Source organism: Nocardia sp. NPDC051321 (assembly GCF_044455225.1).
Lineage (GTDB): Bacteria > Actinomycetota > Actinomycetes > Mycobacteriales > Mycobacteriaceae > Nocardia.
On record NZ_JBITEM010000001.1, the window covers coordinates 204,686 to 225,768 of the forward strand.

Genomic DNA, 21,083 nt, shown 5'->3' on the forward strand with positions numbered 1-21,083 from the left:
GATGGCGGTTCCGAAGCGGAAGATGTCGAGGTCCAATACCCGCAGCAGGCGCGCGCAGTGGAAGGCGACGCCGCCGGATCTGGTGCCGGTGACCGTGGCCGGTGTGGTGCACAAGGTGCCGCGCCGACTGGTCGCGGCCGTCAAGCGGGGGTTGATCGACCTAGATCGGCTCTGACGGCCGAAATCGACTGTGGCCCACGGCGGATGCCGCGGGCCACAGTCGATCTTCGGATCTCGGCTCGCTCAGCCTTCCTTGGCCGCGAGGTCCGCGAGGGTCGCGGCGAGCCGGAAGTACTTGTTGTTGGCCAGATCGGCGATTGTCTTGATCTTGAGCGCGTCCAGCAGTTGTTTGTCGTGCGCTTCGGTGAGACCGGCGAGGGCCGAGGGCGGAGCGGAGAGGATTTCGTTCAGCGACTTGTTCTCGTACGCCTTGTCGAGAGCCTTGTCGAGCACCACGTTGACGGCCATGCGAACTCCTTCGAACGAACCTGGATGTGCGGCGCCCAGCGAGCGCCATGTGCCAGCCGACGATAACTCGCACGCTGCTGTCATGGGTGGCGAACGCGCCGGGTCGATGGTCGAACGGCCGGATCGGGACGTCGTGCGGGGTTGATGACCAATATTTCCGTGGAAGTGGAACGAGGGGCAATCGAGTAGCTACTGGCCTGGTCAGGGCGACGTTGTCACCTCGTGCACGATGCGATTGCGACCCGGTAGCTACGGGGCGAAATACCTACTGTTGGTTGGTTTTTGGCAGTCGGAAAAGTCTCCGCGAAGTGATGCAAACGTGTCCTCGCGTCAGTATTCTCGTGCGGGAGGGCGGGTTCTCCCGGTTCCCGAGAGAACCCGCTCATCGCCAATATCCCGGCCGCGGCACATCTATCCCGCGCATGCGGAACCATCCACCGCACCAGCCACCCTCATCGCGCAGAACGCGAATCCCGCGAACCACTACTAGATGTGTGCTGCGTACCCGCACCCGGCCCCGGCAAACCGGGCAAGTCAGGCAGCAATGCCTCGAGTCGCGCCAATTGCTCACCGACCAGCGCCGCGGGACCCTCGATCAATGACAACGGCCACGGCCAATGCCGCTCGGTAAGCCGCTGCACCTGCTCGGCCAGCTCGGCGGTGGTCGCCTCCAATTCGCTGATCTCGGTGCGCAACTCGCCGACCTCGCCCTCCAGCTCGCCGATCCGAGCCAGCGCGGCCGCGACACCATCCACCAGCGTGCGACCCGGCCCATCATCGTCGGCCAACTGCGGCCAGCCCGCTAGTCCGGGCCCGCGCAACTGGACCTGGATATCGCGCAGCACTGCCTCTTGCTCCGGCGTCACGTCGGCGTCCTCCTGTGCAAAGAAATCCCACTGACCGAAATCGGTCGACTCGGCCTCGTTCACATCGCAGACCACGCCACCGACCAGCTGCTGACGCAACGTCTGATGAATACTGCGCCGCGGCTCCACCTTGCCGCCCGACCAGGCATCGGTCTGCCACGCCCAACTCGCGCTACCCGCGTCCAACGCCCGGCTCACCGACCAATATCCGCCGTAGATACCGACATTCGCGCGACCGAGCACCGTCGCCGCGCCGTCGAGATAGGCATTGATCCGCTGCTGATCCTGCGCCGTCACATCGAAATCGGCGGAAAAGTAGATCGGCCGATCCTGCCTGCCGCCACAGCGCAGCACCTGCGCGAGGCCCGCACGCGCGTCGACCACACCGGCACCATAGCCGTCCAGCATGCGGGTCGCGGTGGTCTCCCAATTCGCCGCGATCGACACGCCGTGCGCGCGCAGATCGTCGGCCTCGGCGGGGGTCAGCAACTTGCCTGGCAAGGTGACGCCACCATCGGACAGATACCGGACAACGAAGTCGAAACCCGCCGCGCGGATTGCCGCGCCGCCCGGACGTGCCGTGGCGTAGTCCAGACCGAAACGCATGTCTCTCACTGTAAATCGGGCGGTCAGGGCGTACGGCGGCATTGCCGAACCATGCCGCGCGAATCAGCTCAGAACGCGGAATTCGGCGCGGGCACTCGCACCGGAGCCGAGGTGCGCCGGTCCGGCGCGATCAAGATCGCGCTGATCGGTATGGCCAGCGACAGCATGCCGACCACGAACGCGGGCACGAAGAACCCGAACAGGTCCTCACCCGGTGGCGTCGAATTGGCCTTGGCGAGGTCGATCTGCACACCGAGCAGATCGGTGTAGTGCATGCCCGCGATCCCGGCGGCGAACACCAGCGCCGCGCCCGCCAGCATCGCCAGCGGCCGCCTCGGCTGGGTGAACCACAGGGTGGCCAGCGAGAGGGCGATCGCGATCGCCACCGCGCCGGTGAGCAGCAGCGGCTTCAGCGTGATCGAACCCTGAATGTGCATGGCGTCCAAGGCCAGGTAGTGCATCAGCCCGAAGCCGCCGCCCATCACCACCCCGGCGCCGATCAGGCGCGGAATGTTCAGCGTCTTCCCCATGATCAGCAGCGCGGCCCACACCGCGAGCACCGAAACCACGGCCGCCGCGGCGACACTCCACACGTCGTAGCGAACCAAGCTGCCCGGCACCGTGACACCGAGCATCGAGACGAACACCGGTAGCCAGACACCGATCCCGCCGATCGAGACCGCCGCCGACGCCTGCCACACCACCCGGAACTTGGACGTCACCGACTTCGTCGACTGCCGAATGCAACTGAAACCGACCAGCGCGCCGACCAGCGAAACCGCCGCCGACAAGCCAATGATCCAATAGCCCATGCTGAAGTAGGTCACGACTCCGCCTCGCTAGCGCTCGGCTCCGCCGTGCCCAAGGGCCTGTGCCTTCGGTTCCCTCGCTGACGCTCGCTCACGACTGACGCTCGCTCACGACTGACGCTCGCTCACAGCACAGCCTGTTCGCGTTCCTGCGCGGCAAGGCGTTGGATGGCGTACTCGGTCACCGCGGCCAGCGACTGGCGCACCTCGTTCGCGTTGCGCGCGTCGATGTCTACGATCGGCACGCTCTCGCGCACCGCGAGCGCCTCGCGCAGTTCGGCGATCGGGAAGCGGGGCGCGTTGGGGAAACGATTGACCGCCACCAGGAACGGCAACTGCCGTGCCTCGAAGAAGTCGACCGCCGCGAAGCTGTCCTCCAGCCTGCGGGTGTCGATCAGCACCACGGCGCCGATCGCGCCGCGGATCAGGTCGTCCCACATGAACCAGAAGCGTCGCTGCCCCGGCGTGCCGAACAGATACAGCGCCAGGTTGCCCGGCAGGATGATCCGGCCGAAATCCATGGCGACCGTGGTGGTTTCCTTCTCCGGCGTTTCGGCGAGATCGTCGATGCCGTCGGAGAACCGGGTGACCATGGCCTCGGTGCGCAGGGGAACGATCTCCGACACCGCGCCGACGAATGTTGTCTTGCCTACCCCGAAACCACCGGCGACCACGATCTTCGTGGACGCGGTCCGATTGTCCCCGTCGGCCTGGCCGGGGTTGGTGTCGGGCCCGATTCTCTTATAGGGCACGGAGTCCACGCAAAGTCCTCTCCATCAAAGAACGGCGCTCGTCGAAACTCGCCTCGTCAGTCAGTGTCGAATGCAGACGCACAATGCCGTCGACCACGAGGTCACCGATCATCACCCGGATCATGCCGAGCGGACGATCCAAGTTAGCGGCGATCTCGGCAACAGAAAGCCGATGTGTGCCGAGCCTAAGGATATCCGTGCGGACATCACCGGTTGGCCAGTCGAGATGCGCAGTGTAGGACAGGGTCTCGATGACTGCTTCCAGCGGCAGGTCGACCGCCGGCTCGGTGCGCCCCGAGGTCAGGGCATACGGTCGGACGCGCGTGGTCGGTCGCGGCCCAGGTCCGTAGGGATTGGACATCTCCCGCTCAAACCGCGGTGCGCGCGGTGGCGGTGACCACCGTGCCGACCCGGTCGACCAACAGCGCCATCTCGTAGCCGATCCGGCCGATATCGTGCGACTTGTTGGCGAGCACGGCCAAATGAGATCCGTTGCCCACACTCATAACCAGTAGATAGCCACGCTGCATCTCGACGATCGATTGCATCACCTTGCCGCCGTCGAACAGCGACGCCGCGCCCATCGACAGACTCGCCAGGCCCGCGGTGACGGCCGCGAGCTGCTCGGCCCGGTCCGAGGGCAGGTGTGGGCTGGTCGCCTGCAACAGGCCATCGGCCGACACCAGCACCGCGTGGGACACGCCGGGCACGTCCCTGGTGAATCTGGCGACCAGCCAGTTCAGGTTCTCGTCCGTGGTGCTGTTCGCGTTGGTCATGCAAGCCCTCCGTCGTCGTACTGCGCATTGGCCCGCCCACTGCGGACCCCACTGAGATGCCTGGTCAGGTTGTTCCGAATCTCCTCGGGATCACGGGCTCCCGATTCGTCTGCCTGAGCCAGACCGCCGGGGACGAGCTGCGCGCCCGGCGTTCGGATAGGAAGTCCACCGCTGGTGCGGCCGGTCGGTGTCGGGTGCGTCGCCTCTTCGGCGGCGGTCCAGCCCACGTCGGCGGGCGAGGTCCAGGTGCTCTCGGCGGCCTGCGAGGTCGCGGGCTCGACCAGCCATTCCGACACCATGCGTTGATAGATCGGGGTCGGCGAGGCGCCCGCCACCGGCTGCAACCGGGTCGAGGTCACCGTCGCGGGCTCGGGTGCCCGTGGCGGCACGGGTGCGGGTTCCGGCACGGCGGACGGTCGCCGGATCGGCAGGCCGGACCGCGAGGTGGTGCGGGCGGGCTCGCGCGCGGCGCTCGGCTGCTCCGCTTCGCGCGGCACCCGCTGCTGCGGGATGGTCGGCTCCGGCTCCGGACCCTTGGCGTCGGACTCGCTCCAGAAATCCTGCTCCGGTTCGGCCGCCCGAGTCGGTCCGCTGCTCGATACGCCCACCGTCGGCGGGCCGAAGGGGGACCGATCGTCGGTAGGGGTGTTGATCGACCACGGCTCGGTCGGCGGCTGCGTGTCGGAATCGGCGTCGGGAGTATTGGCCCGGCCGGGCACCGAGACGGCGGGCTGGCCGGGCGGCTCTGCGACCCGGATGGCGGGCCTGCGCTGCGGCAGGCCGGTGCTGGACACCTCGAACCGCGGCTGCGGCAGGCTCGGTACCGGCGTCAGCGCGCGCGGCTGGGCGGGCAGTTCGTAGTCGCCGGTCAGCTCCAGCGGCTTGCCGGTCGGGTCGGTGGCATCCAGCGGCGGCGCGACCAACGCACCGGGCAGGTGCACGCTCGCGGTGACGCCGGGCTGCTGCGCCGTGCTCGAGGTGCGCCGCAGGTTGGCGGTGATGGTGTGGCGTTTCGCCAGCCTGCCGACGACGAAAAGGCCCATCCGGCGCGCGGTTTCGACGGTGACCTCACCGCCGGAGCTGAGCCGGTCGTTGATGGCGCGCAGATCCTCGGTGGACATGCCGAGGCCGCGGTCGATGATCTCGATCAGGTAGCCGCCGTCAACGGCGCGGGCCACCGACAGCGTGACCGGCGTGGTCGGCGGCGAGTAGCGCAGCGCGTTGTCGATCAGTTCGGCGAGCAGATGCTCGATGTCGATGGCGGGCTCGCCGGACACGATGCCGTCCGGGACGGCGCCGATCTCGACCCGCTGATAGTCCTCGACCTGGGAGACCGCGCTCCAGAGCATGTCGGAGAGCTGAACCGGGTGCAGTTGGCCACGACGCAGCGCGGTGCCCGCCAGCACCAGCAGGTTGTCGCCGTTGCGGCGCATGCGGGTGGCCAGGTGATCGAGGCGGAACAGGCTCTGCAGCCGCTCGGTGTTGTCCTCGTCGTGCTCCAGGTCCTCGATCAGCGCCAGCTGCTGCTCGACCAGCGATTGGCTGCGCCGCGACAGCGTCTCGAACATGCTGCCGATCTGCACCCGCAAGCGCGCCTGCTCGGCGGCCAGGTGCAGCGAGGCCTGGTGGATGTCGTCGACCGCGCGGGCCAGCTGGCCGATCTCCTCGGTGGTGCGGATGTCGACCGGGGTGATCTTCGGCGTCGCACCGCCGGTGCGCACCACCTCGATCTCGTTCGGCAGATCGACGTGCGCGACCTGCAACGCGTCGTGGCGCAGCCGGCGAATCGGCACCACAAGCGAGCGGGCGACGCCGAGGGCGAGGGCAAGACCGGCGAGCAGCGTGGTGATCACGATCGCGACATCACGCAGCACCGCGCTGCGCAACTCGATGGTCCGGTCCGCCAGTTTGGAGTCGATCGTGTCGAGCAGCGTGGTGGTGGCCTGGCGATAGGCCTCGGAGCTGGCGTGCAGCGAATCGTTGATGAATCCGTTGCTGCCGAGGCTGTTCGGGTTCTGGCTCAGCGCGCCGATGCGGGACTGCACCTGGTCGATCAAGACCTGGGCGTTGGTGGCCGAACCCGGGCTCATCTGCGGATAGGAGTAGGTGAGCATCATTTCCGCGCCGAGCGTGGTCAGCATGCTGGCTTGCGCGGCCGGGTTGTTGCTGCCGCTCGCCGTCGCCGACATGATCTGCTCCTGGGTGAGCAGGCGCGAGGCGTTGGAGATCAGGCCCAACTGCAGGAAGTAGCGCTGGATGACGATCTCTTCGATCGATGAGGAGACCGAGATCGCGGTGATGATGCGGGTGCCGACCTCGTCGACCTGTCCGCCGATGGTCGCGGGGGAGGAGGTGCGCAGTCCGTTGCGCATGGTGCGGGCCACCGCGATGGCGGCGGGCAGTTCCTTGGTGATGCCGTCTTCGGTCTTCTTCGTCCGCAGCGCGGTTTCCAGATCGATGGCCGATTGATCGAACTTGGCCGCGACCGTATCGATCGGGTCCTCCGGCCTGGCGTTGACCGCCGCGATCGCGAGTTGCTCGGTGGCCTCGCCGAATTCGAGCATCGGGCGCAGGATGCGGGCCTGCTCAGTAGCCGCGTCGAGCTTCGAGATCACCCCGAGCTCATCCTTGATGCGCAGTCCAGCGAAGGCCGAGGCGAGCAGCACCGGCAGCAACAGCACGATGCCGACCTTGCGCGTGACCGACATGTTGGACAGGCTGAATTGCCAGGAACGCGGTGCAGCTTCCATTCCGCTTCCGTCGCCTCCACTTCGCGCATGGTCCCCGAATGAAGGCTGTCTAGGAGCAGTCTGGAGCAACCCGCCGAGAACCAACTCAAGGTCTTCTTTTTACCGCAGGGAACATACCGTGCTGACTGGCCGTCGGCAATCTGAGGGACCGGGTCTGCTCGTGGCCGAATATGGCTACGCGGAACAGGTTTCGCGCTGTATGAGTTTGTGAGTCTACATAGCTCCTGGACGATTGATCTATACGGCGTGAGATCGCTGATAGCTGATCGGCTGCTGGCTTCCGGCGTGCCGCGCGGACTCGGTCGCGGCGTGTCGAACGTCCCCTCTCAGTCGGCTCTCAGTCGATACGGTCAAACTGGTCGCATGCGCATTCTGGTAGTCGACGACGATCGCGCCGTCCGCGAGTCTCTGCGCCGGTCACTGACCTTCAACGGCTACTCCGTCGACCTCGCGGTGGACGGCGTCGATGCCCTCGACAAGGCAACGAGTCAGCGGCCGGACGCGTTGGTGCTCGACGTGATGATGCCGAGGATGGACGGCCTCGAGGTCTGCCGTCGCCTGCGCAGCACCGGTGACGATCTTCCGATTTTGGTTTTGACGGCACGGGATTCGGTGTCCGAGCGGGTTGCCGGACTCGATGCGGGCGCCGACGATTATTTGCCGAAACCCTTCGCGTTGGAAGAATTGCTCGCGCGTTTGCGTGCGCTACTGCGACGCACGACCGCCGATCCCGGCGAGGATTCGGAGGCAATGACGTTCGCCGATTTGTCGCTGGATCCGGTGACTCGCGAGGTTTCTCGCGGCGAGCGCGGGATCAGCCTCACCCGCACCGAGTTCTCGTTGCTGGAAATGCTGATGGCAAATCCGCGCCGGGTGCTGACGCGCAGCCGGATCCTGGAGGAGGTCTGGGGTTACGACTTCCCGACCTCGGGTAACGCGCTCGAGGTGTACATCGGGTATTTGCGCCGTAAAACCGAGGCCGAGGGGGAATCGCGGCTCATCCACACGGTGCGTGGTGTCGGTTATGTGTTGCGGGAGACGCCCCCGTAGGGGCAGACCATGGCACGTAAAGATCCCAAGCGAGCCACCATCGCCGGGCTCGAACAGCAACAACGTCCGGCCGACCCGGCGGAGATGCGGCCACCGATCCCGCTCACCCGCTCGGTCTCGCTGCGCTGGCGCGTGACGTTGCTCGCCGCGTCCGTGGTCGCCATCGCTGTCGCCTTCACATCTATAGCGGCCTACGCGTTGGTGGCACGCGCGTTGTACGCGAACGTCGATACCGAACTGCGCAGCAGGGCGACCGCGGTGACCGCCGTCGACCCGTACGGGTTCAATCTGCAGAACCTGGTGCTCGCGACCGCGTTCTACCCCGACACCGGCATCATCCTGCTCTATCCCGGCATCGGCCCCTATACCGTGCCGCAAGCGACCATTCCGCCGGTCGGGGCGCCGGAGGAGGCGGTCTACAAAGGCCAGGCGAATTCGTCGCTGCGCACGGTCGCCAATCAGCGGGTGCTCGCGGTGCGCACGGATGACGGCGCGACGCTGGTGATTTCGCAACGACTGGAGCCGACCAGGAATGTGCTGGATCGCCTCGCGTGGCTGTTGTTCGTCGTCGGTGGCTGCGGGGTCGTGCTCGCCGCCGCCGCGGGTACCGCCGTCGGCCGCACCGGATTGCGACCGATCGGGCGATTGACGGCGGCCACCGAGCGGATCGCGCGCACCGACGACCTGACGCCCATCCCGGTGACGGGCGACGACGAACTCGCCAGGCTCACCGAAAGTTTCAACACCATGCTGCGCGCGTTGACCGAGTCACGGGACCGGCAGCGCAGGCTGGTCGCCGACGCCGGGCACGAACTACGCACCCCCCTCACCTCGCTGCGGACGAACACCGAACTGTTGATGGCGTCGAGCCGGCCTGGCGCGCCACGCATTCCGGATGAGGACATGGCCGAGCTCCGCTCGGACGTGATGGGTCAGATCGAGGAGCTGTCCAACCTGGTCGGCGACCTGGTCGACCTGGCACGTGAGGACGCGCCCGAAACCGTTTATGAGCGAGTCGATCTCGGCGAGGTCGCCGAGCGGGCGCTGGAACGGGCCCGGCGCCGCCGTGGCACGGTCGAATTCGTCTCCGCGATCCGGCCGTGGTTCGTCTACGGCCACGAGGCGGGGCTGGAGCGGGCGATCCTCAATGTGCTCGACAACGCCGCGAAGTGGAGCCCGGCCGGTGCTCAGGTCTATGTCGAGATGCGCGAGACCGGCCGTGGCCTGCTCGAGTTGACCGTCGATGACGCCGGGCCAGGCATCCCGCCTGCCGAGCGTGAGTTGGTGTTCGAGCGCTTCTATCGGACCACCGCGTCGCGCTCGATGCCCGGCTCGGGTCTCGGCTTGGCGATCGTCAAGCAGGTCGTCACCAAGCACGGCGGCACCATCACGATCGAGGCGTCCGGCCGCGGCGGGGCGCGGATCCGCATCGTCTTGCCGGGAGAAAACGGCAAGACCGCGGATATCTGACGTCGCGAGCGCGCGAAGTGGAGGCCGGGGTCGTATCGTATGGCGGGGGGAGCGGCCGCTTGCGCCGCGTTGCGTGGGTACACAGTCTCGGACAATTGAAAGCACGGTCTCAGTCCGCTCTCAGTAGTCGTCGTCAAGCTAGTCGAGGAGACGCTGAGGAGAAACGAGGAGTCCATGACCGAGGATTCGAAGGACCGGCGGGACGAGCCGGAAACGGCGAACGCCGCACCGGATCAGCCCAACCCGACCGATCAGATCCCGGCCGCACCGACGGAGCCCGTTGGCGCGCCATACGGGGGCGGCTACGCGCCGCAGGGACCCGGGTTCGGGCCGTACGAAGCGCCGCGCCCGCCGTACGAGGTACCGCCGCAGGCGGGGCAGTATCCGCCGCCGTACCAGCACACCCAGCCGTTCCCCGGCCAGGAGTTCGGCGCGCAGACCTATGAGCACGCACAGCCCTTCGATCAGCACGCATCCCAAGGGGGTCCGCTCGGTGGGCAGCAGGCGCCAGCCCGGCGCCCGGTCCGCACCGGTCTTGTGCTTGGCGCGGTCGCCCTGGCCCTGGTCAGTGGCGGCGTCGGCGGCGCGGTCGGTGCGCTGGCCACCCACTCGGACAACGGCCACTCGACCATCACCAACGCGCTCGACCAGCCGAAGCCCAACGTCAACAACGTCTCCAACGCACCGGCGGGCTCGACCCAGGCGGTCGCGCAGAAGGTGCTGCCCAGCGTGGTGATGATCAAGGTGGCCAGTAGCCGCGCCGAGGGCGAGGGCTCTGGCGTTGTGCTGTCCTCCGACGGCCTCATCCTGACGAACAATCACGTCGCCGCGGGCGGTGGCCCCAACGCCAAGATGGACGTCCTGTTCTCCGACGGCAGCTCCGCGCCCGCGACAATCGTCGGCGCCGACCCGGTTTCCGATCTCGCCGTCATCAAGGTCGCGGGCAAGACCGGCCTGACCCCGATCGAGCTCGGCACCTCGGCGAGTCTGCAGGTCGGCCAGCCGGTCGTCGCGATCGGCTCACCGCTCGGCCTGGCCGGGACCGTGACAACGGGCATCGTGTCCTCGCTGAACCGTCCGGTGTCCACGCAGGGCGAGGGCCAGCAGAGTGCCCCTGGCGTGAATCCGGTGATCGACGCGATCCAGACCGACGCCGCGATCAACCCGGGCAATTCCGGTGGCGCGCTGGTCGACGGCGCAGGCAAGCTCATCGGCATCAACACCGCCATCGCCAGCCTCGGTGCCGGCGAGCCGGGGGTCGGCCAGCAGAGCGGTTCGATCGGCCTCGGTTTCGCCATTCCGATCGACCAGGCCCGCCGGGTGGCCGACGAGCTCATCAAGACCGGGCACGCCACCTACGCGCAGATCGGCATCAAGATCCAGGCGCAGGCGCAGGACGCGATCAACGGCGCCAAGGTAATAGATGCCACCGCCGACGGTCCCGCCGCGAAGGCGGGGATCCCCGCGGGCGTCGTCATCACCAAGCTCGACGACCGCAGCATCACGACCGGCGACGCACTCGTCGCCGCGGTCCGCTCGCATCAACCGGGAGACAAGGTGAAGGTCACCTATACCGATGATCAAGGCAAGAACCCGAAGACCGTCGAGGTGACCCTCACCGGCGCGCCCGCGGACGGTGGCAGGTGATGCGCGTGGTCCAGGGCGGCCGGACGCCGCTGCTCGACACGGCCGCAGAGGTTCTCGGCGTAGACGCTACGGTTAGCACCATGGAAATCGATGCTCCGGTGGCGGGGCGTGCTCTGGTGGTGGTCGTCGATGATCGAACGGCGCATGGAGGTATTGACTCGCTCGGCCCGCTGGTTACCGAGCTGCTCACCGAGGCAGGCTTCCTGGTGGACGCGTCCGTCTCGGTGCAGGCCGACGAGGTCGAGATCCGCAACGCGTTGAACACCGCGGTGATCGGCGGTGTCGACCTGGTCATCTCGGTCGGCGGCACCGGCATGTCCCCGCGTGACGTGACTCCGGAGGCCACCTCGCAGGTGCTCGACCGCGAGTTGACCGGCATCAGCGAGGCGCTGCGTTCCTCCGGTCGAGTGGCCGGTTCGCTGGACGCGGGCTTGTCCCGCGGCGTGGCGGGCATCTCCGGCAGCACCCTGGTGGTCAATCTGCCCGGCACCAGGGCCGCGGTCCGGGACGGCATGGCCACCCTCGGCCCGCTGGCCAGCAAGGTCATCGGCGAGCTGTCCGGATTGGTCGAGTAATTACGGTTTCCAGTTCTTCCGACGACATCCCTCGTCCGGCCGCTCGCCGGGCGAGGGATGCGGCGCGTCTCGCCGAAATTTTCGGGGACACCCTCCCAGACACTACGAGCGACGAACGCGGAGATGACTCAGGAAACGAGTCTTCCGCCGATGAATGGCTGCGCGCGCAGAAGCCGCCGCACCACGGTTGATTGCCCGAATCTACGTAGTAGCTACGTATCGATAAGTTTGGCTAACCGTAATTTACTTGTGATTGTTTCACATCAGCGTTATTTCGCCGATATATGTACGGCCGTGTCCCGTATTCGGCGGCTGACGCTTTAGCGACTCTGACAGCACCGGCCGGTCGGTCCGACTGTCTCCGTCAGCCATTTATGCACGTCAAGCGTTATTCGGATGTTATCAATTGTGATCTACATCACATTGATCTTTACGAAAGCTTACGTTGCAGCGCCGTTACCTAGCGTTTAATGTTCGCCACGAGCCAACCCACAACTGGACCCCGCAGGCCCGGGTCGGCACGTATGTGGTCGCCCGGCGGAACCTGGCTCGGTTCCGTTGCCAGCTACCGTTGCGCCGAACTTACGGCCGGTTACACATCGGCAACAAAGTAACGACACACTGAGCTGGGCCTGAGAGGACCATTGTCCACCTCGAAGGTCGAGGTCGACTGTTTGAACCTGATGAGGGGAAGTATGAGCGAGAACCGCACCAACGGTCTGCGCCGCGGTGTCCGCGTCGCGGGCGTCGGCGCTGCCGCGGCCGTGGCCATGGGACTGCTTTCGACCGGTGCTGCCAACGCGGACACCTTCGTGCCGTTGCCGGACGGTCAGAAGGTCGGCCCTGGCGTAACCATCTCCCGAAATGGCGAGCACGCCCTGATTTCGCCGTCGCTTGCGGCGAACGGCGCAGGCCGTGTCGTATGGGTGTCCGGCAACGCCGTCGCCGACATCACCTCCACCCCTGAAGGCAAGGTGGGCCCGAACAACGGCGCCACCAACAACCCGGGCACCAACAACTCCTCGACGCACGGGACGTCGCAGCTGAACACCGGCTACATCGTCGGTTGCCAGGTCAGCATCGCCGATGACGCGATCTCGGCCGGCGTCTCCGGCGGCGTCAACCTCAGCGGCGCCAACGTCGGCGGTTCCATCGGCCTGAACCTCGGCCCCGGCCAAGTCAAGTTCGTCGGTATCGACAGCAAGGACATCACCAAGCCCGGCACGTACTCCGTCGAGTACCAGGACGCCGAGATCGAGATCCAGGGTTGTGCGGGCTACGCGCAGGCGCGCTCCTACACCGTCGTCGAGATCATCGGCGACAACTACTCGAAGACCACCCTGTACGGGATGCCGTTCAGCATCGGCTGACGTCTGTCGAAAACACGAACAATCTTCTCGCTGAAGCGAACTCAATCCCTCGAGGGGCAGTACACATGATCAACCGTAAGAACTTGGCACGGATGGCCGGTGTCGGCGCCGCTGCCACCATGGCCTTGGGCCTGTTCTCCACCGGCGCCGCCAACGCCGATACCTTCGTCCCGCTGCCCGGTGGTGAAATCACCAAGACGCTGTCCGACGGCACCGTGGTGACCATCAAGCTGGTCGGCGAATCCGCCAACATCAACCCGTCCATGGGCTCCACCCCGGTGCACCGCAACGCGTGGGTCTCCGGTAGCGCGCAGGTAGAGCTGTCCGGTGCCGCGGGCGGCGCGATCTTCCCGGGCTACACCGTCGGCTGCCAGGTCAACATCGCCGGTGGCGGTACCACCGGCGGCGTCGAGGGCGGCGTGGACTGGAGCGACGGCCAGAACGTGAAGCCGAGTGTCGGCGCCACCACCGGTGGCAACCTGTCGCTTGGCCCCGGAGAGTCGAAGTCGTTCTACGTGCTCGACCTCGAGCAGGCCGACGACTTCGGCAACGAGGCGCACAAGAAGCGCAACAAGTTCAAGGGCACCAGCGGCTCGGTCACCTGGGCCGACGAGACCATCGGCCTGACCGGTTGCGCCGGTTACGCGCAGGCGCGGGCATTCGTTAGCGTCGAGGTCGAGACCGACAACGTCATCACCTGGGTGACCCTGTGGGGGCAGCCGTTCAGCCTTGGCTGAGTCGATCTGAGTCGAACAACTAGCAAGATCACGAAACGAGCCCGTCGCGCCCTATGCGACGGGCTAGTTTCGTGTGCAAACGTGTTGTCCCCCAACATTTTTGGCGAACATAGCGGATATCGGGAGTAACATACTCGAAATCTGTGAGAAGTCTGGTAAAAACCAATAACATAAGCCCCACCCGAGATCGTCCTATGACGGGATGGACGGCAATTCACCTGATGGACAGAACATTCCACCAGGTGTCGCCGACCTGAAAGGGGTAACTCGGCCTCGACAACCCGAGGTCGACCGCTAGAACCTGATGAGGGGAAGTATGAGCAAGATCCGCACCAGGGGTCTGCATCGAGGGGTCCGCATCGCGGGCGCCGGCGCTGCGGCCGCCGTGGCCATGGGCCTGCTTTCGACCGGCGCCGCAAACGCCGATACCTTTGTGCCGTTGCCGGACGGCCAGAAGATCGGACCCGGCGTCACGATCTCGCGCAACAGCGAGCACGCCTTGATCTCGCCGTCGCTTGCGGCGAATGGCGCGGGGCGCGTCGTGTGGGTGTCGGGTAACGCCGTCGCCGACATCACCGCGACACCCGAGGGCAAGGCAGGACCCAACAACGGTGCCACCAACAACCCGGGCACCAACAACTCGTCGACGCACGGGACGTCGCAGCTGAACACCGGCTACATCGTCGGTTGCCAGGTCAGCATCGCCGACAACGCCATTTCGGCGGGCGTCTCCGGTGGCGTCAACCTCAGTGGTGCCAACGTCGGTGGTTCCATCGGGCTGAAACTGGGCCCGGGCGACGTCAAGTTCGTCGGGATCGACAGCAAGGACATCACCAAGCCAGGCGTCTACTCGGTCGAGTACCAGGACGCCGAGATCGAGATCCAGGGTTGTGCCGGGTACGCCCAGGCCAGGTCGTACACCGTCGTCGAGATCATCGGCGACAACTACTCCAAGACCACCCTTTACGGTGCGCCGTTCAGCATCGGCTGATCGCGCCGGATCCGTCATCTCTGTTCTCGCTGAAGCGAATTCGATCCCTTAGGACACACATACAATGATCAACCGCAAGAAACTCGCACGGGCGGCCGGGCTTGTTGCCGCCGCCACGATGGCAGTCGGGCTCTTCTCCACCGGTGCGGCCAACGCCGATACCTTCATTCCGCTGCCGGGCGGTGAACTCGTCAAGACGTTGTCCGACGGCACCGTGGTGACGGTCCGGCTGACCAACGAATCGGCCAACATCAGCCCGTCCATGGGTTCCACGCCGGTGCACCGCAACGCGTGGGTCTCCGGGTCCGCGTCGGTGAACATCGAAGGCGCGAAGGGTGGCGCGATCATCCCGGGTTACGTCGTGGGCTGCCAGGTCAACATCGACGGTGGCGGCGCCAGCGGCGGTCTCTCCGGCGGCACCGACTGGGCAGGCAAGAGTCCGAAAGCCGAGGCCACCACCGGCGCCAACCTGTCGCTCGGCCCCGGCCAGGCGACCTCGTTCTCTATCATCGACCGAGAAAAGGCCGACGACTACGGTAACGAGGTACACAAGAAGAGCTGGGCGTTCAAGGGCGAAAGCGCCTCGACCACCTGGGCCGACGAGACCATCGGTCTGTCCGGCTGTGGTGGTTACGCGCAGGCGCGCGCGTACGTCAAGGTCGAGGTGGAGACCGACAACGTCATCACCTGGATGGTCCTGTGGGGCCAGCCTTTCAGCCTCGGCTGATATCGAATATCCACTAGCACAAGAGAAACGGGCTCGTCGCTACCGCGGCGGGCCCGTTTTTTGTTCTCCCGCAAGCGCATTCAGGACTCGTGCTTACCGCCCGCGCTGCGCTGACCCTCGGCGAGCAGATCGCGGATCTGAATGAGCAGTTCGGTGTCGCTGAGCTCGACGGCTTCCTTGCTGAACCGCTTCTTCACATGTAGCGCGGGCAGTACGAGCACGAGGTATAGCACCACGGCGATGACCACGAAATTGATCGCGGCGGTGATGATCGGACCGACCTGAACGAAGGTCGCCGGTTTGTCGGCCACGAGTTGGAAACCGAGACCGAGCTCGTTGCTGCCGCCGAAGACGGCCAGGATCGGGTTGACGATGCCGTTGGTGAACGCGGTGACGATCGCGACGAACGCGGTGCCGATCACCACCGCCACCGCGAGATCGACAACGTTTCCGCGGAATAGAAAGTCCTTGAAACCCTTGAGCATTGCCGATATCTCCTCTGCGTATGGAGCTGACAAGTCTTGCTCGGCGGTCGACGCCCGTGGTATGGCCGATGCTAGTTGACCTTGTTGCAGATATGCGGACAACTCAATGGAATACAACGGTGAGCGCCGTATGTAGTGACGCGGCCGCGACAGTGGCGGCGTGCTCGGCGTCCATCGCTACCAGGACGACTCGTTCTTTCGCGGCGCGCCCATCGCCGGGGCCCGACACCAGCACCACCGGGGCATCGGTGGCCAACGTGCGGGCGGGTCGCGCGCCTTGCTCTTCGCCGCCGACCACGTCGACCCGGTCGCCCGCGCGCAGGATCTCGGCGACGGCGGTGTCGGCCAGCCGGATCGGCACGATGCGCGCGTCGCGCGCACCGGTTGCTACCGCGGCCAGGCGCGGTCCGACGACGCGGATATCGGTGAACATCTCGCCGCCGCGCATCGCGCCGGTCAGGGTGGCACCGAGCACGGTCGACGGGTCGCGCACCACACCCTCGGGCAGTGCGGTGGATTCGCGGGGAGCCGATCGAAGATCACCCGCGTCGAGCACGTGACCCGGTGCGAGATCACGCCCGGCGACCACGACCGTGGTTCGATCCGCGCCGGGATCACCGCGCAGGAACAGGATCGCCGCGACGACTATCAGCCCGACGGCGAGGAGTCGCCGCGCCAGCGTGCTGTCCGCCCAGGGTGGCCGATGCCACACCTCGAAGCGGCTGCCGCGGCCGAGATCGGCGAGTGCGCGAGTCATGGCCGAATCCTATGACCGCGAGCACACCCGCCACGCCGGCAAAAGGGCTAGCTGTGGATAACGAAGGGGCTGGGGATAACTCGACGAATCAGCTGGCCACGGCCGTGCTGGCCGACGTGCTGCTGCCGTTGGACGAGCCGGAATCCGAGCTCGTGGAAGCCGTCGAGCTCGACTCCTTGGCGCCGTTGTCGGACTTCGCCGGTTCGCTCGCGGTGGACGCACCGCCGCGGCTGTCGGTGCGGTAGAAGCCGCTGCCCTTGAACACGATGCCGACCGAATTGAACAGCTTGCGCAGCTTCCCGGAGCACTCCGGGCACACCGTCAACGCATCGTCGGAAAAGGACTGAACGATGTCGAAGCGGTTGTCACACTGGGTGCACGCATACGAGTAAGTTGGCACAGCATCCTCCGCAAGTTTTCGTCATCTGGCACTCTACAGCCGACAGTGCCAACGTTGCCAATCTACCTTTCATTCCGGCGCGTGATCTTCGCCCAGTCGTTGCAGGCCGCGACGCGGAGTGAGCGCCCAGCCCATTTTCCGGTCGTGTGGCTCCTCCGGCAGTCGGTCGACGAGTTCTTCGTCACCCACCACCGCGACCAGCCGCGCGTCCGGTCGGGCCGCGGCCAGCGTCCGGTCGTAATAGCCCGCCCCGCGGCCGAGACGGACCCCGCGGCGGTCCACCGCGAGTGCCGGAACCAAGATCAGCTCCGCCTGCCCGATCGCAGTGGTTGGCAGCGTTTCACCGATCGGCTCGAGTAGCCCGAACCTGGCTCGCCGCAGGCTGTCCCGGCCCGTGTACTCGGCCCAATTCAGCGGTCCCGGCGACCCGGTGACCGGCACAAGCACCCGCGCGCCCGCAGTCCGCAACGCGTCGAGCACCTGGGTCGATCCGGGCTCACCGCGCACCGGTACATAGGCACCGACCCATTCGTGCACGTCCAGCCGACCGGCTGCGGCAACCAGCGCGAGGGTGTTCATCGCATGCTCTTCGGCGGACATCGCCGCCCGTCGAGCAAGAATTTCGGTGCGCCATGCATGTTTATCGCGCTCACCGGGCATCTCCATGGCGATCACCATAGGCTGACCGGAATACCGGTCGGCTCGACGTCGAGTCAGGGGCTGTGACGATGGATAGGGTATGCGCATGACAGCAAAGGCCGGACAACCCGGCGATGCCACGCCGGCCTCGTGCTTCCGCACGGCCGTGGTGCCCGCAGCCGGGCTCGGAACACGGTTCCTGCCCGCGACCAAGACGGTGCCGAAGGAACTGCTGCCGGTGGTCGACACCCCCGGTATCGAGCTGGTCGCCGCCGAGGCCGCCGAGTCCGGTGCCCAGCGGCTGGTGATCGTCACCTCGCCGGGCAAGGACGGTGTCGTCGCGCACTTCGTCGAGGACCTCGTGCTCGAGGGCACCCTCGCCGAGCGCGGCAAGTTCCAGCTGCTCGAAAAGGTGCGCAAGGCGCCGGGCCTGCTCGACGTGACCTCGGTGGTGCAGGAGGAACCGCTCGGCCTCGGGCACGCGGTCGCCCAGTCCGAGGCCGTCCTCGACGATGACGAAGACGCCATCGCCGTGCTGCTGCCGGACGATCTGGTGCTGCCCTCCGGCGTGTTGGACGTGATGTGCCGAGTCCGCCGCAAGCGTGGCGGCACCGTGCTGTGCGCCATCGACGTGCCGAAGGACGAGGTCAGCGCCTACGGCGTATTCGATGTGGCGACCGTGCCGGACGCGGTGAATCCGAATGTGCTGCGGGTCAAGGGCATGGTGGAAAAGCCCGCGCTCGCCGATGCGCCGTCCACCTTCGCCGCCGCCGGTCGATACCTGTTGGACCGCGCCATTTTCGACGCGCTGCGCCGCATCGAGCCCGGCGCGGGCGGCGAATTGCAACTTACCGATGCCGTCGCGCTGCTCATTGCCGAGGGCCATCCGGTTCATGTGGTGGTACACCGTGGGTCGCGCCACGATTTAGGCAACCCGGGCGGCTATCTTCGTGCTGCGGTCGATTTCGCTTTGGAACGCGACGAATACGGCCCCGCCCTACGGGAGTGGTTGGAGCATCGGCTCGGGCCCGACTGGGATCCGCAGCTGACGACCTACGACTGAGGCGTCGGGTTTCGTTGATAGTGGGCCGTCGGGTACGAATGATGGTTCACCATCACGTGCGCCGAAATGGTTGTGCCGAAGCGAAATCGCGCGGTGCAATCACAGGTGTGCGAAGAGATCAGGAAGGGCTGGATGCGCTCGGTTGAGGATCAGCAGATCAAGGTGACCGCCGCGGCGGTCGCGCCTCGGCCGGTCCGGGTCGCGATTTCCGAGGCGCAGGGCCTGCTGTGTGCCGAGGACGTCGTCACCGAACGACCGCTGCCCGGATTCGATCAAGCGGCGATCGACGGCTACGCGGTGCGCAGCGTCGATGTCGCCGCCGCGGGCACCGATATTCGCAACGAGGACGACGAGCTGGTCGATCTCACGCTGCCCGTGGTCGGCGAGGTGATCGCCGGATCGCGTCAGCCCATCCGGCTGCAGCCGCGGCAGACCGTGCGCGTCGACACCGGTGCCCCGTTGCCGACGCTCGCGGATGCCGTGCTGCCCGTTGACTTCACCGACGGTGGCCGCGCCAAGATCAAGATCTACGAGCCGGTCCGTACCGGCGACTACGTGCGGCGCATCGGCGACGATGTGCAGCCCGGCGATGTCGCGGTGCGCGCGGGCACCATCATCGGCGCGGCCCAGGTGGGACTACTAGCGGCGGTCGGGCAGGACAAGGTGCTCGTGCATCCGCGGCCGCGGCTTTCGGTGATCTCGGTCGGCGGCGAGCTCATCGATATCGATCGCACCCCTGGCCCCGGCCAGGTCTACGACGTGAACTCCTACGCTCTCGCCGCAGCGGCCAGAGACGCGGGCGCGGACGTGAATCGGGTCGGCATCGTCAGCGCCGATCCGCGACGGCTGCGCGATGTGGTCGAGGGCCAGTTGGTGCGCTCCGAGGTCGTCGTCATCGCGGGCGCGGTCGGTGGCTGGGCCTCGGATCAGGTTCGCGAGGCACTCGAGGGGCTCGGCGAACTCGAAATCGCCCGCGTCGCCATGCATCCCGGCTCGGTGCAGGGCTTCGGCCGGCTCGGGCGCGACGAGGTGCCCACCTTTCTGCTGCCGTCCAACCCGGTCGGCGCGCTGGTCGTTTTCGAGGTGATGGTGCGTCCGCTGATCCGAATCGCCCTGGGGCGCAGGCATCCCATGCGGCGGATCATCATGGCGCGGACCATCACACCGATCAGCTCGATGGCCGGTCGCAAGGGCTACCTCCGCGCGCAACTCATGCGCGACGAGGCCACCGGCGACTATCTCGTGCAACCACTCGGCGGTGGCGCGGGCGCCTCGTCGCACCTGCTCGCCACGCTGGCCGAGGCGAACAGTTTGATCGTGATAGATCCCGACGACACCGAGATTCGCACCGGTGACGAGGTCCGGGTCGCTTTCCTCGCACAGCGCGGCTGAGGCGTGGGGTCGATGAACGTGTTCCGGGTCACCCAGCATCCCGGTTGGCCGGCCCGCCTCGGCCCCGTCCGGGTCGCCGCCGGGGAGGTGACGCTGCGCCCGGTGCGCCTGCGTGACGCCGCCGCGTGGAGTCGAATCCGGTTGCAGGACAGGGCACATCTGGAACCGTGGGAGCCTACCGGCCGCGGCGCGTGGGAGGCGCGCAACCACGCGTCCAACTGGCCGTCGCTGTGGTCGAGCCTGAAGGCCGAAGCGCGGCGCGGCGCGATGATTCCGCTGGTGATCGAGGTGGACGGCGTCTTCAGCGGGCAGCTGACGGTCGGCAATATCGTGCGCGGCGCGCTACGTTCGGGCTGGATCGGTTATTGGGTCGCCAAGGACCTCAGCGGTAAAGGCGTCGCGACCGCCGCGCTGGCGCTCGGCCTCGACCACTGTTTCGGGCCCGTCGGCCTGCACCGCGTGGAGGCGACCGTGCGGCCGGAAAACCTTGCCAGCCAAGCGGTACTGCGCAATGTCGGTTTCCGTGAGGAGGGCATGCTGCGCCGCTACCTCGATGTAGACGGCGCCTGGCGCGATCACCTGCTGGTCGGCATCACCGTGGAGGAGCTGATGGGCACTGTCGTCGACCGGCTCGTTCGCGACGGCAGGGCCATTTTGCCCAGATAAGACGCAATACGGACACGCCCGGCGCATCCGACGCGCGGAGGAATTGGTGGCATTGTGACTCATGTGGCGTATGTGCACGGCGCGCCT

Annotated in this window: 23 protein-coding genes; 12 read left to right on the top strand and 11 right to left on the bottom strand. The window is 66.6% G+C overall.

Annotated features, from left to right (window positions below; translation table 11 throughout):
* The first annotated feature begins 1 nt into the window (after position 1).
* Positions 2-175, top strand: coding sequence for a 50S ribosomal protein L32 (rpmF, locus tag ACIA8C_RS00840; RefSeq protein ID WP_150402032.1), 174 nt, complete (start codon positions 2-4; stop codon positions 173-175).
* Between the two features lie 68 nt (positions 176-243).
* Here rpmF and ACIA8C_RS00845 read toward each other — a convergent pair whose 3' ends face one another.
* From ACIA8C_RS00845 to ACIA8C_RS00875, 7 genes are all read right to left on the bottom strand, one after another.
* A complete protein-coding gene (locus tag ACIA8C_RS00845) occupies positions 244-468 on the bottom strand; it encodes a hypothetical protein (RefSeq protein WP_364723029.1) in 225 nt (74 codons plus the stop codon).
* A 452-nt stretch (positions 469-920) separates the two neighbouring features.
* Positions 921-1,940 (bottom strand): glycoside hydrolase domain-containing protein, encoded by a 1,020-nt coding sequence (locus ACIA8C_RS00850; protein WP_397130182.1) that lies wholly within the window; start codon positions 1,938-1,940, stop codon positions 921-923.
* A gap of 68 nt (positions 1,941-2,008) precedes the next feature.
* Positions 2,009-2,767 (bottom strand): MHYT domain-containing protein, encoded by a 759-nt coding sequence (locus ACIA8C_RS00855; RefSeq protein WP_397130183.1) that lies wholly within the window; start codon positions 2,765-2,767, stop codon positions 2,009-2,011.
* Between the two features lie 107 nt (positions 2,768-2,874).
* A complete protein-coding gene (locus ACIA8C_RS00860; protein ID WP_379281097.1) occupies positions 2,875-3,501 on the bottom strand; it encodes an ATP/GTP-binding protein in 627 nt (208 codons plus the stop codon).
* Positions 3,491-3,862, bottom strand: coding sequence for a DUF742 domain-containing protein (locus ACIA8C_RS00865; protein WP_396997459.1), 372 nt, complete (start codon positions 3,860-3,862; stop codon positions 3,491-3,493). Before ACIA8C_RS00865 ends, ACIA8C_RS00860 begins: the two co-directional genes overlap by 11 nt.
* 7 nt (positions 3,863-3,869) lie before the next feature.
* Positions 3,870-4,277 (bottom strand): roadblock/LC7 domain-containing protein, encoded by a 408-nt coding sequence (locus tag ACIA8C_RS00870; RefSeq protein ID WP_107659354.1) that lies wholly within the window; start codon positions 4,275-4,277, stop codon positions 3,870-3,872.
* The gene (locus tag ACIA8C_RS00875; protein WP_397130184.1) at positions 4,274-7,027 is read right to left on the bottom strand and encodes an ATP-binding protein; all 2,754 of its coding nucleotides are present in this window, start codon (positions 7,025-7,027) and stop codon (positions 4,274-4,276) included. Before ACIA8C_RS00875 ends, ACIA8C_RS00870 begins: the two co-directional genes overlap by 4 nt.
* Positions 7,028-7,390: 363 nt before the next feature.
* On the opposite strand from ACIA8C_RS00875, the gene ACIA8C_RS00880 reads away from it, so the two are divergent.
* The 8 genes from ACIA8C_RS00880 to ACIA8C_RS00915 all read left to right on the top strand — a co-directional run bounded on the left by ACIA8C_RS00880 (position 7,391) and on the right by ACIA8C_RS00915 (position 15,594).
* Positions 7,391-8,077 carry a response regulator transcription factor gene (locus ACIA8C_RS00880; protein WP_396997455.1) on the top strand — a complete coding sequence of 229 codons (687 nt, stop codon included), beginning with the start codon at positions 7,391-7,393 and terminating at the stop codon, positions 8,075-8,077.
* 84 nt (positions 8,078-8,161) lie between these two features.
* Complete coding sequence (locus tag ACIA8C_RS00885; RefSeq protein WP_397130725.1) at positions 8,162-9,547, top strand: ATP-binding protein; 1,386 nt, start codon at positions 8,162-8,164, stop codon at positions 9,545-9,547.
* Positions 9,548-9,721: 174 nt separating this feature from the next.
* Positions 9,722-11,194, top strand: a complete 1,473-nt coding sequence (locus tag ACIA8C_RS00890; protein WP_397130185.1) for a trypsin-like peptidase domain-containing protein — start codon at positions 9,722-9,724, stop codon at positions 11,192-11,194.
* Positions 11,195-11,274: 80 nt separating this feature from the next.
* A complete protein-coding gene (locus ACIA8C_RS00895) occupies positions 11,275-11,769 on the top strand; it encodes a MogA/MoaB family molybdenum cofactor biosynthesis protein (protein WP_357381779.1) in 495 nt (164 codons plus the stop codon).
* 695 nt (positions 11,770-12,464) lie between these two features.
* Positions 12,465-13,139 (top strand): MspA family porin, encoded by a 675-nt coding sequence (locus tag ACIA8C_RS00900; protein ID WP_397130186.1) that lies wholly within the window; start codon positions 12,465-12,467, stop codon positions 13,137-13,139.
* Between the two features lie 65 nt (positions 13,140-13,204).
* Positions 13,205-13,876 carry an MspA family porin gene (locus ACIA8C_RS00905; protein WP_397130187.1) on the top strand — a complete coding sequence of 224 codons (672 nt, stop codon included), beginning with the start codon at positions 13,205-13,207 and terminating at the stop codon, positions 13,874-13,876.
* A 316-nt stretch (positions 13,877-14,192) separates the two neighbouring features.
* Positions 14,193-14,867: an MspA family porin gene (locus ACIA8C_RS00910; protein WP_397130188.1), complete on the top strand. Its 675-nt coding sequence runs from the start codon at positions 14,193-14,195 to the stop codon at positions 14,865-14,867.
* A 64-nt stretch (positions 14,868-14,931) separates the two neighbouring features.
* Positions 14,932-15,594 carry an MspA family porin gene (locus tag ACIA8C_RS00915; RefSeq protein ID WP_397130189.1) on the top strand — a complete coding sequence of 221 codons (663 nt, stop codon included), beginning with the start codon at positions 14,932-14,934 and terminating at the stop codon, positions 15,592-15,594.
* An 80-nt stretch (positions 15,595-15,674) separates the two neighbouring features.
* Here the strand turns inward: ACIA8C_RS00915 and mscL are convergent, their stop codons facing one another.
* The 4 genes from mscL to ACIA8C_RS00935 form a co-directional block, all read right to left on the bottom strand.
* Positions 15,675-16,079 carry a large conductance mechanosensitive channel protein MscL gene (gene mscL, locus ACIA8C_RS00920; RefSeq protein WP_397130190.1) on the bottom strand — a complete coding sequence of 135 codons (405 nt, stop codon included), beginning with the start codon at positions 16,077-16,079 and terminating at the stop codon, positions 15,675-15,677.
* A gap of 103 nt (positions 16,080-16,182) precedes the next feature.
* On the bottom strand, positions 16,183-16,836 hold the full coding sequence (locus ACIA8C_RS00925) for an SAF domain-containing protein (RefSeq protein WP_397130191.1): 654 nt from the start codon (positions 16,834-16,836) through the stop codon (positions 16,183-16,185).
* Positions 16,837-16,924: 88 nt separating this feature from the next.
* A complete protein-coding gene (locus ACIA8C_RS00930) occupies positions 16,925-17,236 on the bottom strand; it encodes an FmdB family zinc ribbon protein (protein ID WP_397130192.1) in 312 nt (103 codons plus the stop codon).
* Between the two features lie 69 nt (positions 17,237-17,305).
* Positions 17,306-17,902 (bottom strand): 5-formyltetrahydrofolate cyclo-ligase, encoded by a 597-nt coding sequence (locus ACIA8C_RS00935; protein WP_397130193.1) that lies wholly within the window; start codon positions 17,900-17,902, stop codon positions 17,306-17,308.
* A gap of 79 nt (positions 17,903-17,981) precedes the next feature.
* Here ACIA8C_RS00935 and ACIA8C_RS00940 point away from each other — a divergent pair, with 79 nt between their 5' ends.
* The 3 genes from ACIA8C_RS00940 (at position 17,982) to ACIA8C_RS00950 (ending at position 20,996) form a co-directional block, all read left to right on the top strand.
* Positions 17,982-18,938, top strand: coding sequence for a UTP--glucose-1-phosphate uridylyltransferase (locus tag ACIA8C_RS00940; protein ID WP_397130194.1), 957 nt, complete (start codon positions 17,982-17,984; stop codon positions 18,936-18,938).
* Positions 18,939-19,070: 132 nt separating this feature from the next.
* Positions 19,071-20,330: a gephyrin-like molybdotransferase Glp gene (gene glp / locus ACIA8C_RS00945; RefSeq protein WP_397130195.1), complete on the top strand. Its 1,260-nt coding sequence runs from the start codon at positions 19,071-19,073 to the stop codon at positions 20,328-20,330.
* A gap of 12 nt (positions 20,331-20,342) precedes the next feature.
* Positions 20,343-20,996, top strand: coding sequence for a GNAT family N-acetyltransferase (locus ACIA8C_RS00950; protein WP_397130196.1), 654 nt, complete (start codon positions 20,343-20,345; stop codon positions 20,994-20,996).
* Positions 20,997-21,083: the final 87 nt, after the last annotated feature.